Genomic DNA, 13,773 nt, shown 5'->3' on the forward strand with positions numbered 1-13,773 from the left:
TACTTCTTTAAACAAATAGGTCTATGACCTTTAATAATCGAATTCGACATTAGCGATTTTCTTTTTCAGAGCTTCCATCTTTTCTTCCTGTAATACCTTTTTGTATTCGATAGGCATTACTTTGATAAAACGGTTCACCTCTTCTCCCCAATTATCAAGAATTCTCTTAGCCTGAGGACTTTTGGTAAACTCATAATGATTGGAAATAAGCTGACGAAGTTCTTTGCTATCCGCACTGTCTTCGATTAACGAAAGTTCTACCATCTCCATATTACAGAAGAAATCGAAATCTCCATCAACATTATAAACATACGCTACACCACCACTCATACCTGCGGCAAAATTGCGTCCTGTACGTCCAAGAACAACGGTACGCCCTCCTGTCATATATTCGCAGCAGTGATCGCCTGCTCCTTCAACTACAGCTGTAGCGCCACTATTACGAACGCAAAAGCGTTCGCCTACCTGTCCGCTGATATATACTTCACCTCCCGTGGCACCATATAATAGTGTATTTCCGGCAATAATATTTTCTTCGGGTTTATAGGTGCTTGTAGCTGGGGGGATTATTACTAATCTACCGCCCGAAAGTCCTTTACCTACATAGTCGTTGGCATCTCCTTCAAGCCTGAAAGTTACACCATGAGAAAGGAATGCTCCAAAACTTTGTCCGGCAGATCCTTTAAATGAGCACTGTATAGTATTGTCGGGTAAACCTGCATTTCCATACTTCTTGGCTATTTCGCCGGAAAGCATCGCACCTACTGCTCGATCGGTATTTTTGATCGGGCGGGAAAGTTCAACAGGCATACATTTTTCTATCGCAGGTCGTGAAGTTTTTATTAATTCAACATCTATCACTTCACTTAACTTGTGATCCTGTTCTTTGGTATGTTTTACTGCATTTACTTTAGCTTCTGCAGGATGATAAATAATACGTGATAAGTCGATCTTGCTTAACTTACTCGTTGAATCGTCTTTTACAAACTTCAACAGATCGGAGCGTCCTACAACTTGATCGAGAGAAGTAAATCCCAAAGCAGCAAGATGTTCTCTTACTTCTTCTGCCAAGAAATTGAAATAATTAATTAGATACTCACTTCGACCTAAAAATTTCTTTCTCAATTCTTCACTCTGAGTAGCAACTCCAACCGGACAAGTATTTAAGTGGCATTTACGCATCATAATACAACCTAATACAATCAATGCACTTGTAGCGAATCCGAATTCTTCGGCTCCCAACATGGCAGCAACGATAATATCATGACCGGTCTTTAACTGTCCGTCTGTTTGTAAGCGTATTTGTCCTCGAAGATTGTTTAAAACGAGTGTCTGTTGTACTTCCGAAAGCCCAATTTCGAGAGGTAAGCCTCCGTATTTAATAGAACTTAAAGGACTTGCTCCTGTTCCGCCTTCGCATCCGCTTATAAGAATCAGATCGGCTTTCGCTTTAGCAACCCCCGCCGCAATAGTCCCTACTCCACTTTCAGAAACGAGTTTAACACTGACAATAGCTTTGGGATTGACATTCTTCAAGTCAAATATCAATTGAGCCAAATCCTCAATGGAATAAATATCGTGGTGTGGAGGTGGAGATATCAGTGAAATACCCGGTATAGAATGTCGGGTCTGTGCTATGATCTTATCAACTTTAAATCCGGGCAATTGACCTCCTTCTCCGGGTTTTGCACCCTGAGCTATTTTGATCTGAATTTCATCTGCATTAACCAGATATTCGGTTGTTACACCAAAACGTCCGGATGCAACCTGTTTGATTGCGGAACGGGCATTTGTTGCAAATCGTTCTGCCAATTCCCCCCCTTCGCCGGTATTACTTTTTCCTCCAATGGCATTCATAGCTACAGCCATAGCCTCGTGAGCTTCGCGGCTGATAGAACCAAATGACATGGCTCCTGTTACAAATCGTTTAGTGATAGCCGATGCCGATTCTACCTCAGATATATCTACAGGCTTTTTCGCCGGATCGAAATCAAGAAAATCACGAAGGAAAATCTTTTCTGATTTTTGGTCTATTCCATCTGTATATTCCTTAAACTTTTTGTAGCTGCCGAGACGGGTTGCCATCTGGAGTTTCATTATTGTTTCGGGATTCCAGGCATGGTCTTCGCCTGTTCTTCTCCAAGAGTAAACCCCTAGATTGATAAGCGAGGTATCTATATCGTTATCAGAATAAGCATCTTTGTGACTTGCGATTGTATCTGAAGCAATATCACTCAGGTCAGCACCTTCAATTTTTGAAGTTGTACCCTTAAAGTATTTATTGATAACGGATGAATTAAGTCCTACTGCTTCAAACAATTGAGCACCTAAATAACTTTTCAGAGTAGAGATACCCATCTTTGACAAAGTCTTGAGAAGACCTTTATCTATAGACTTGATATAGTTTTTCTCTGCTGTATGAAAGTCCAGTTGAACTGTTCCGTTTTTTACTAAATCTTCGAGAATAGCAAATGACAGGTAAGGATTTACAGCGTTTGCACCATACCCGAATAATAATGCAAAGTGCATTACTTCACGAGGTTCTGCCGATTCTACAACAATATCAATCTGCATACGCTTCCGTCTGTCTATCAAATAATGATGAACGGCAGATACGGCAAGTAATGATGGTATAGCAGCATGGTTTGCATCGACACCTCTGTCGGATATAATAATATAATTGCTTCCGTTGTCCACAGCTTTTTCAGCCTGTAAGCAAAGGTCTTCAATTGCTTTTTCAAGACTAGATGCCCCTTTCTTAGGGTCGAAAAGCATAGGGATAATATTGGCCTTAAATCCTTTGTATTCAAGGTGGACTAATAAATCCAGCTCTCGATTGGTTATAATCGGGTGTGTCAACCTTACCATCTTACAGTGTTCGGGTAATGGTTCTAGGATATTTTTATGTAGAGAACCGATATACCCAGACAGAGACATTACCAACTCTTCTCGGATTGGGTCAATCGGAGGATTTGTTACCTGTGCGAATAATTGTCGGAAATAACTGAAAATCCGGTAGTTTTTATTCGATAATGCAACTAATGGAGCATCATTTCCCATAGATCCGACAGGTTCCTTTCCATCTCGAGCCATTGGTGTAATCAGCTTTTCAATGTCCTCTTTATAATATCCAAAAGCCTGTAAAAGCTGAGCATAATTATCTACTGTATATTTTATGCTTCTACCCGAAGATATATCATCTAGCGAGATCCTGTTTTTGTTCAGCCATTCTCTGTACGGATATGCTTTGGCAAGATTTTCTTTTAATTCGGTATCGTATTGTATAGTTCCGGTTTCGGTATCTATCATCAACATTTTACCAGGTTTCAAACGTCCCCGTTCCTTAATTTCGGAAGGTTCAAAAGGAAGAACCCCGGTTTCGGAAGCAACCACCATTACATCATTGTGAGTAATAAGATAACGAGCTGGACGTAAACCATTACGATCTAATAGTCCGCCTGCATAACGACCATCCGAAAACAAAATTGTGGCAGGACCATCCCAAGGCTCCATAAATATAGAGTGGTATTCGTAGAATGCCTTTAAATCTGAAGATATCGGATTTTTAAAGTTCCACGACTCGGGAATCATCATAGCCAGAGCGTGAGGCAGAGATTTGCCCGACATCACCAAAAACTCCAATACATTATCAAAAGATGCGCTATCGCTCATTGCCGATTGTACAATAGGCCAGATATCATTGACATCGCCTAAGGCTTCTGACTTAACTACACTTTCGCGGGCTTCCATCCATAGACGGTTGCCGCGTATTGTATTTATTTCCCCGTTATGCCCCACTAAACGGAATGGCTGAGCCAAATCCCACGTAGGAAATGTATTTGTACTGAAACGAGAGTGTACCAAAGCAATACCACTGGTAAAGTTCGGATTTAACAAATCAGGAAAATAATGTCTTAACTGAAGAGATGTTAACATCCCTTTGTAAATTATCCTCTTTGTTGACAAACTCACTACATATGAGTTACGCTTGTCTTTGAGCGTAGAATTCAGAATCATCTTTTCTACTTTCTTACGAAGCAGATAAAGTTTTAATTCTAATTGATCCTGAGATAATCCCTCGCCTGTAATGAAAATCTGTTTGATTGAAGGTTCGTTCGATTTCGAAATTTCACCAAGAATATCACTATTGACAGGAACATCTCTAACAGCTAACAGGTGTAAACCTTCTTTTTCAACCAAATCAGAAACCGCAACCATACATATTTCGGCTTCGAGTTCGTCTTTTGGCAAGAAGATAAGACCTGTACCATATCGTCCTTTCTCAGGGACAGGAATACCTTGCAGGAGTATAAACTCATGAGGTATTTGCAGCATAATACCGGCACCATCACCGGTCTTATTATCTGCACTTTCTGCTCCCCGATGGGTCATATTTTCAAGTACTTGCAAGCCATTTTCAACAATGGCATGCGATTTTGCTCCTTTCAAATGGAGCACCAGACCGACACCGCAAGCGTCGTGTTCGTAACTTGAATCATATAATCCATGCTGCTGTGCTAATGATAAGTCTTGCATATTACTTCTAAGTTAATAAATATAAGCGAATCAAATTCTAGTTAATCAAAATGGTAGTTATTTTCGCAAAGATAAAAATATTTACCATATAAAACTGATTTGATTGACATAAAATCAGTTTTACCTTTGATTTTTATAACAATTTATCTAAAATTTTACTTTTTGTTTCTAATTTTCAGCTAATTAGTATTTATGTGATTTATTATTAGATGAAAATAAAATAAAATGATATATATTTGCTAAAATTTCGACTAAAAAATCAAGTAAAATATAATTATATATGTGTGGATTTGTAGGAGCATTTGAATTAACACAAGATCTGGAGGTCTTGCGTTCGCAGGTACTTAAAATGGCAAAAAAAATCCGTCATCGAGGACCGGATTGGTCAGGAATATATTGTGGTGACAAAGCTGTACTTGCTCACGAGCGATTATCAATCGTAGATATAACATCAGGAGGACAACCTTTATATAGCAAGGATAAGAAGCTTGTGCTAGCGGTTAATGGTGAAATATATAATCACCGAAGCATTAGGGCTAAATACGCAGATAAGTACGAATTTCAATCTCAATCTGATTGTGAAGTTCTTTTAGCTTTGTATCAAGATAAAGGTATAGACATGCTTGAAGATCTTAACGGAATATTTGCTTTTGCTCTATTCGATATTGAGAACAACAGGTATATTATTGGTCGAGACCACATGGGGATTATCCCTTTATATATAGGTTATGATAAAGCCGGACAGTTATACGTTGCAAGTGAATTAAAAGCTTTAGAAGGGTTTTGTCCTAACATCAAAGAATTTCCGGCTGGTCATTATTTGGATAGTCGTGAAGGAGAAGTAAAGCAATGGTATAAGCGTGATTGGATGACTTACGATAACGTAAAAGATAATTCAACAGACATTGATGTTCTTCGAAAAGGATTGGAAGATGCGGTTCATCGCCAGCTAATGTCAGATGTACCTTATGGGGTTTTGCTTTCGGGAGGGTTGGATTCTTCAATAATATCGGCTGTCGCTAAAAAATTTGCGGCTCGCCGTGTTGAAAATGATAATGAAACCGAAGCTTGGTGGCCTCAGTTGCATTCTTTTGCGATTGGTCTGAAGGGGGCTCCCGATTTAATTGCTGCAAGAAAAGTCGCGGAGCATATCGGTACCGTTCATCATGAAATTAATTTTACGGTAGAAGAGGCTCTCGACGCATTAAGTGATGTTATATACCATATAGAAACTTATGATGTGACAACAGTCAGAGCATCTACACCAATGTACCTTTTGGCTCGATTTATAAAGTCAATGGGCGTCAAAATGGTGTTGTCCGGAGAGGGTTCGGATGAGATTTTCGGTGGATACCTTTATTTTCATAAAGCACCCGATGCAAAAGCATTACACGAAGAAACAGTTCGAAAATTAGATAAATTACATCTATATGATTGCCTGAGAGCTAATAAAACGTTATCGGCATGGGGTGTTGAAGGGCGTGTGCCATTTTTGGATAAAGAATTTATGGATATAGCTATGCGAATTAACCCCGCAGATAAAATGTGTGGAAGAAATGGCAAAATCGAAAAACATATCTTGCGTCAGGCGTTCGAAGGATATCTCCCCGAAAGTGTTACCTGGCGACAAAAAGAACAGTTCTCAGACGGAGTTGGTTATAATTGGATAGATTCACTTCGTGAAATGGCAGAGAAAAAGGTTTCTGACAAACAAATGGAACGTGCTGCCGAGCGATTTCCTATAAATCCCCCGATGTCAAAAGAGGAGTATTGGTACAGAACCATGTTTGAGGAGCATTTTTCTTCAGCATCAGCAGCAAGTACTGTTCCGTCTGTTCCGTCAGTAGCATGCAGTAGTGCTGTTGCTTTGGAATGGGACGAATCTTTCAAAAACAGAATAGATCCTTCCGGGCGGGCTATAAAATCAGTACATGCAGAAGCGTATGATAAATAATCATTTTTATGCAATAATTAAGCAATACAAATTATCTTTGTATTGCTTTTTTTAATTACAAATTGCTTGTTGTAGATGACAGATATAAATCAATTTATTAATATCATCTATAATAAAAACAACTAACTAATAAACAATGTTATACAAAAAGAATCCATGTAAAATAACAACTCTAACATTATCTAACTATTTATTATCAATAATATCTTTTTTGCTTTCAATATGATTTGTTTTGATAATCAAAAATAAGATTTAGACAAAAAATCTTGCAAGATTGAATAATTTATATCAAATTTGTATTGTAAAATAAACAAAAGCTCTAAAAACATCCATAAAAGATGAGAAATTTTAAGTTTACCAAAATGCAAGGCGCAGGTAACGACTATATCTATATAGATGGTGCGACAAACCTCATAGAAAATCCCTCACAACTCGCTATAGAATTAAGCAATCGTAATTTCGGTATAGGTTCGGATGGGCTTGTGCTGATATTTCCTTCCGAAACTTGCGATTTCAGAATGCAGATGTTCAATTCGGATGGATCAGAATCAGAAATGTGTGGAAACGCAACCCGTTGTATTGGCAAATATGTATATGACAATGGTTTGACCGATAAAAAAGAAATAACACTGGAAACCAAAGCCGGAGTTAAATATATAACATTATTGGAAGGAGATAAAAGATCAAGAAAAGTTACGGTCGATATGGGAGAACCGATTCTTGATCCGGTCTTGATTCCTGTAAATATCGAAGCTAATCCAGTTCTTAATCAACCTTTGGTTATCGATGGTAAGACATGGCAGATTAACTGTGTATCGATGGGGAATCCTCATGCTGTGATTTTCACTGAAAGAATTAAAGATTTTGATCTTCCTGTGTTGGGTCCTAAATTCGAAAACAATCCCGTATTTCCTCGCCGAACTAATACAGAATTTATTGAAGTTGTAGATCGTAAAACTCTTAACATGAGAGTCTGGGAACGAGGAGCCGGGGAAACTCTAGCTTGTGGAACAGGAGCCTGTGCTGCTACTGTTGCTGCAATATTAAACAATTATACAGATCGTAAGATTACAATTCATCTTTTAGGTGGTGATCTGGAAATTGAGTGGAGAGAAAGTAACAATCATGTATATATGACCGGAGATGCTGTGACGGTATTCGAAGGTATAATCTTATAAAAGTAGTCAGTATTTCATAAACAAAAAGAACCTAGCTGTAGCATATGGCATTAATAAACGAAAATTATATCAAACTACCGGGAAGCTACTTATTCTCGGATATTGCAAGAAAAGTAAATGAATTTAAAGCAGCAAATCCATCTGCTAATATTATAAGGCTTGGTATTGGTGATGTAACAAAACCATTACCTAAAGCTTGTATCGATGCAATGCATAAAGCTGTGGACGAAATGTCTGACAGTTCTACATTCAGAGGATATGGCCCCGAACAAGGCTATGATTTTCTGGTTAATGCAATTGTCGAAAATGATTATAAGGCCAGAGGTTTGGATATTCAAACTGATGAAGTATTCGTAAGTGACGGATCAAAGAGTGACACCGGTAATATTGGAGATATCTTAGGAACCGATAATGTAGTTGCAATCACAGACCCAGTATATCCAGTATATGTTGATACTAATGTGATGGCAGGACGTGCCGGAGACTTGGGTTCCGATGGTAAATGGAATAAGATCGTATATCTGCCATGTACCGAAGAAAATAATTTTGTGCCTTCATTACCAACATCAAAAGTTGATATTGTTTACTTATGTTATCCGAATAACCCGACCGGAACGACCTTAACTAAAGATCAGTTAAAAGTTTGGGTAGATTATGCTTTGGCGAATAAAGTTCTTATTCTATTCGACTCTGCTTACGAAGCATATATCACAGAAGATAATGTTCCTCACAGTATTTACGAAATAGAAGGAGCAAAGAAAGTCGCTGTAGAGTTTCGCAGTTTTTCTAAAACAGCAGGATTTACAGGTACTAGATGTGCTTATACGGTTATACCAAAAGAATTGATCGCCTATACAAGTAAAGGCGAAGAAATTCAATTGAATAAATTATGGAACCGTCGTCACACAACTAAGTTTAATGGCGTACCATATATCATTCAGAGAGCAGCGGAAGCATGTTATTCTCCCGAAGGCAAAAAACAAGTAAAGGAAACTATCCAATATTATTTGAATAATGCAAAGATAATAAGAGAAGGTCTTGCCGCTCAAGGTCTGAAAGTATACGGTGGAGTTAATTCTCCATATATCTGGGTGAAAACACCTAATGGTATGACATCTTGGGCGTTTTTTGATTACCTCCTTAATGAACTTAATATAGTAGGAACACCCGGAGTAGGTTTTGGCCCAAGTGGCGAAGGGTATTTAAGATTGACCGCTTTCGGATCTCTCGAAAATACCAAAGAAGCTATCAATAGATTAAAGAATATAAAACTATAATATCCACAACAAAAATCAGCTTTTATGTCTAAGTTACGTTTCAAAGCTGTTGCTGCCGCAGCAAACAGAAAACCTGTAGAGGTAGAAAAGCCACAAGGCAAAACGTCCGAATACTACGGTGAAAAAGTATTCAATCGCAAAGCAATGTCTAAGTATCTGTCAAAAGAGACATTCAAAGTGATGAGCAAGGTTATCGATAAAGGTGAGCCGATAGACAGAGGTATTGCAGAACATGTTGCTGCCGGTATGCGTATGTGGGCTCTTGAAAATGGAGCAACTCACTATACTCACTGGTTTCATCCTTTGACCGATGGTACTGCCGAAAAGCATGATGCTTTTGTTGAGCATGACGGTAATGGTGGTATGATCGAAGAATTTAGTGGAAAAATTCTTGCACAACAAGAACCGGATGCATCGAGCTTTCCATCTGGAGGTCTTCGTAATACATTCGAAGCGCGTGGGTATTCAGCTTGGGATCCAACATCACCAGCATTTATTATAGAGGACACTCTTTGTATCCCTACTATATTTATTTCATATACAGGAGAATCATTAGACTATAAGACTCCTTTATTAAAATCAATAGCAGCAGTAAGTAAGGCTTCGATTGATGTATGCCATTATTTTCCTGGAAGCGAAGATGTTACTAAAGTAAATTCTAATCTTGGCTGGGAACAGGAATATTTCCTTGTAGATGAAGATTTATATGCTGCACGCCCCGACTTAATGTTGACTGGACGTACTCTGATGAGTCACGAAAGTGCTAAGAATCAACAGTTGGAAGATCATTATTTTGGATCTATTCCACAACGTGTTATTAAATTTATGGAAGAATTGGAGTATGAATCTTATGCTCTAGGTATTCCGGTTAAAACACGTCATAATGAGGTTGCTCCTAATCAGTTCGAATTAGCACCTATATATGAAGAATGTAATTTGGCTGTCGATCACAACCTTTTGGTTATGTCTTTGATGGAGAAAATTGCTCGCCGTCATTCATTTCGTGTACTTCTTCACGAAAAACCATTCAAAGGAATCAACGGATCAGGAAAACACAATAACTGGTCTTTATCTACCGATACAGGCATTAATCTATTGTCTCCAGGTAAGGATACCGAAGAAAATCTTCGTTTCATAACTTTCGTTGTGAATATTCTTGCAGCTGTACTTAAAAATAATGGATTGCTTAAAGCATCTATATCTTCAGCGACAAATGCACACCGTTTAGGAGCTAATGAAGCACCTCCTGCAATTATTTCGGTATTCTTAGGAACTCAGGTTAGCGATATTCTTGATAAATTCGAGAACAGCTCTGTTAAAGATGCTATTACAGTTGACGACAAAAAAGGCGTGAGCTTGGGTGTTGGACAGATTCCTGAAATCTTGTTAGATAATACAGATCGTAACCGTACTTCTCCTTTTGCTTTCACCGGTAACCGTTTCGAGTTCCGAGCAGTAGGTTCTTCGGCAAACTGTGCATCAGCATTGACTGCGTTAAATGCATCTGTAGCTGATCAACTGAGAACTTTTAAAGCAGAAGTTGACGGGCTGATTGCAACTGGTAAATCTAAAGAAGAAGCTCTTTACGAAGTACTTAAGAAATATATTAAAGAATCTCGTGCAATCCGTTTCAACGGAAATGGTTATAGTGACGAATGGAAGGCCGAAGCTGCTAAACGTGGACTTGATTGCGAAACAAGTGTTCCTGTTATTTATGACAGCTATACTTCAAAACAAAGTATCAAAACTTTTGCAGGTATCTTGTCTGAAGTAGAACTTCATGCCCGTAATGAAGTGAAATGGGAAACTTATACTAAGAAAATTCAAATCGAATCTCGTGTATTGGGTGACCTCGCATTGAATCATATCATACCGGTATCTATCACATATCAATCTATCCTTCTTGTTAATGTCTCGAAACTAAAAGATGTATTCGAAGATTATAAAGAAAAAGGAGCAGAGCAAATTCGTTTGATCGATAAAATTTCAGGACATGTAAATGCTATTAATGCTAAAGTACATGAAATGGTTGATGCTCGTAAAAAAGCTAACAACATCGAAAACGAACGCGAAAAAGCAATCGAATATCATGATGTAGTAGCTCCTTATTTGGATGAAATCCGTTATCATATAGACAAATTGGAATTGATTGTTGATAATGAAATGTGGCCTCTTCCTAAATACAGAGAATTATTATTCATCAGATAAGCAAGCAGACTTTCTATTGAATTATAAATAGTAAAAGCAGTGGAATACATCCACTGCTTTTTATTTATCTGATTACTTTTTTATCGAGGATAAGAGACACTTGTGATAGTACGGGCAATTTTCAGATCAGGATATTTTTCTTTGTATTGATCAATGATATTTTCAGTAAAATACAGGAGAACAGGCCCCAGACTTCTTAATGGCGGATAAATTCCACTGGGACTGATCATGTATGTGTGTGTTATATTATCCACGCTGAATGTCATTTCCCCATACGTATTACCAGAAATCTTCAAATTCTCAGAAAACTCACCGGTATGTAATTCTTTCTCTTTCGAATCAGTAATAGTAACTTTTCCTGATTGTGTTGTAATATAGGCTAATACTATAATATTATGTTTCTTAAATAATATATTATTATCCATTTCTGATAGTAATAGAGTTTTGTCGGCATCAGATATGCCGTCAATTTCTACCCCTACATCTCCTGTGTAGATTTTTTTAATGCCTTCTTTTACTTCCAGATTTACCTTTAAAGAATTATTATCCGCATCAGTAATTGTGATTCTGGTAGTCCCTACTTTGTATGGCGTCACCTTGTATACTCCGGGTTCGTAAGTGTCAGCAGATGCAATCTCGCTATACATAGAGTTTTCATCTTTATCGGTAACTACAACTTTATATGTTCCGTTACCTCCTTTGATACGGAATTCGAGAGTGCTTTTCACATCTCAAGATAGAGATTGTGCCGATACCCATTTATCATTTTCTTTTTGTTCAATTCTTAGGCTATTTTCATCATCATCACTGCAAGACAGAGAGAATGCAAAAGTAAATAGCACAATAAATAGTGTTAGTGTTTGATTCATAAAATAAAAGTTTTAGTCTTGTTTGTTTATAATTGGTGTTGTTATGCAAATATAAACAAAGAATGCTCTCTATTTACTAGAAAGCATTCTTATATTTTATAGAGAAAGTTAAAATTCAAAGCCTAGCTTAAGAGTTATGGCATTGAGACTTAAATATTTCTATCAGATAAAGCAAATCGGGAACCTAAGGGCGGAGCTAAATAATTATCCCTCTCATTACCTTACTATTTTTTAGGTAAATGGTTTCTTGCACATAAAGTCCTGCGCTAATAGAAACAGGACAAATTTACCGTCTTTTCCGTGCCATATCCAACCTCAGGAAAATAAACAGCAATATAGTAAATGCTAAAATAGAAGATCCTCCATAGCTAAAGAATGGCAATGGAATACCGATTACAGGTAATAATCCGATGACCATACCAACATTGATAGTCATATGAAATAAAAATATAGAGGCTACACTATAACCATACACTCTTGAGAATGTACTTTTCTGACGTTCCGCCAAAAAGAAAAGCCTGAGTATAAGAACCGAAAATCCGATAAGTACCAATACTGATCCAACAAAACCTTGCTCCTCTCCTACTGTACAAAAAATAAAATCGGTATCTTGCTCAGGTACATATTTTAATTTTGTCTGAGTTCCATTCAGAAACCCCTTCCCCATGACTCCGCCTGATCCTATTGCTATCTTGGATTGGTTAACATTATATCCTGCTCCCATCAGATCGTCTTCCATACCTAGCGATACTTTAATACGGATTTGCTGGTGAGGTTGTAATACATCTGTAAAAACATAATTGATAGAGCTTACATACGCCATACTGAAAACTGCAAAAACTGCAAATAAGAGGTATGTCTTACTCCACTCCTTAACAGCCATAACCAGCAAATAAACAATGAGAGCTGAGATACCTATAATAGCAATAATACCCCAATCAATTTCAACATTCAAGAAATCCATTAAATAAGAGATACCTCCAAGTAAGGCTGCTCCTCCCAATATTATAAATGCGGTTTTATAATCTTTGCGAAAATTAATAATCAATATTGCTGTGACAATCACAACAAACAGCACCGCGATACATTCCCCCAAAGTTAATGTGCCCATCTCTATATCCGAATATTTTAATCCGAAAATGAATAGTACTACAGCACATAACCCTGTAAATAAAACCATGCCGGGTAGTCCTTCTCGATAAAGAACCAAAACAAAAGCAACATAAACAAGTGCTGATCCGGTTTCTTTTTGTAGTACAATAAGAAGCATCGGTAAGACCACTATTGAAGTTATTATAACAAGGTTTTTTAACGTTAATAATCTGAAATTATATCGATTAAGGAATCTTGCTAAAGCAAGAGCCACCGCAAATTTCGCAAATTCGGCGGGTTGCAACCTGATGGAATCCGTAATAACCAGCCAAGATCTGGATCCTTTTATATCTGGAGCCACAACAATAGTCACAGCCAATAAAAGCATAAAAAAGGCATAAATCATATATGCGAAAATATCATATATACTACTTTCAAGTTTTAGTAAAACAAAGCCGACTGAGAGAGAAAATCCCATCCACATCAATTGTTTTCCTGCCCGTCCCGAAAGATCGAATAGACTTGTTTCATGCTCATAATCATAACTGGCTCCGTATATACTTAGCCAGCCTGCCACAATGAGGAGCAGGTATATTATCAGAATAATCCAGTCTACACTACCGGTTATATGATCATCTTCTTTTCTTAACATTATAGAC

At 37.6% G+C, this 13,773-nt stretch carries 8 protein-coding genes; 4 read left to right on the forward strand and 4 right to left on the reverse strand.

Features of this window, described 5'->3' with window-relative positions; all coding sequences use genetic code 11:
• Positions 1-30: 30 nt before the first annotated feature.
• Positions 31-4,536, reverse strand: coding sequence for a glutamate synthase large subunit (gene gltB, locus K322_RS0101165; RefSeq protein WP_026625210.1), 4,506 nt, complete (start codon positions 4,534-4,536; stop codon positions 31-33).
• Between the two features lie 280 nt (positions 4,537-4,816).
• Here gltB and asnB point away from each other — a divergent pair, with 280 nt between their 5' ends.
• From asnB to K322_RS0101185, 4 genes are all read left to right on the forward strand, one after another.
• Positions 4,817-6,490 carry an asparagine synthase B gene (asnB, locus tag K322_RS0101170; protein WP_026625211.1) on the forward strand — a complete coding sequence of 558 codons (1,674 nt, stop codon included), beginning with the start codon at positions 4,817-4,819 and terminating at the stop codon, positions 6,488-6,490.
• 338 nt (positions 6,491-6,828) lie between these two features.
• The gene (dapF, locus tag K322_RS0101175; RefSeq protein ID WP_026625212.1) at positions 6,829-7,668 is read left to right on the forward strand and encodes a diaminopimelate epimerase; all 840 of its coding nucleotides are present in this window, start codon (positions 6,829-6,831) and stop codon (positions 7,666-7,668) included.
• Between the two features lie 44 nt (positions 7,669-7,712).
• On the forward strand, positions 7,713-8,945 hold the full coding sequence (locus tag K322_RS0101180; protein ID WP_026625213.1) for an LL-diaminopimelate aminotransferase: 1,233 nt from the start codon (positions 7,713-7,715) through the stop codon (positions 8,943-8,945).
• A gap of 24 nt (positions 8,946-8,969) precedes the next feature.
• Positions 8,970-11,153, forward strand: a complete 2,184-nt coding sequence (locus K322_RS0101185; RefSeq protein ID WP_026625214.1) for a glutamine synthetase III family protein — start codon at positions 8,970-8,972, stop codon at positions 11,151-11,153.
• Positions 11,154-11,233: 80 nt separating this feature from the next.
• On the opposite strand, the gene K322_RS0101190 is transcribed toward K322_RS0101185, so the two are convergent.
• The 3 genes from K322_RS0101190 to rodA all read right to left on the reverse strand — a co-directional run bounded on the left by K322_RS0101190 (position 11,234) and on the right by rodA (position 13,766).
• Positions 11,234-11,881 carry a hypothetical protein gene (locus tag K322_RS0101190; protein WP_026625215.1) on the reverse strand — a complete coding sequence of 216 codons (648 nt, stop codon included), beginning with the start codon at positions 11,879-11,881 and terminating at the stop codon, positions 11,234-11,236.
• A gap of 3 nt (positions 11,882-11,884) precedes the next feature.
• Positions 11,885-12,022, reverse strand: coding sequence for a hypothetical protein (locus K322_RS20765; protein ID WP_157279362.1), 138 nt, complete (start codon positions 12,020-12,022; stop codon positions 11,885-11,887).
• Between the two features lie 286 nt (positions 12,023-12,308).
• On the reverse strand, positions 12,309-13,766 hold the full coding sequence (rodA, locus tag K322_RS0101200; RefSeq protein ID WP_026625216.1) for a rod shape-determining protein RodA: 1,458 nt from the start codon (positions 13,764-13,766) through the stop codon (positions 12,309-12,311).
• Positions 13,767-13,773: the final 7 nt, after the last annotated feature.

Source organism: Indolivaga capnocytophagoides DSM 22835 (assembly GCF_000426485.1).
GTDB classification, from domain to species: domain Bacteria; phylum Bacteroidota; class Bacteroidia; order Bacteroidales; family Dysgonomonadaceae; genus Dysgonomonas_A; species Dysgonomonas_A capnocytophagoides.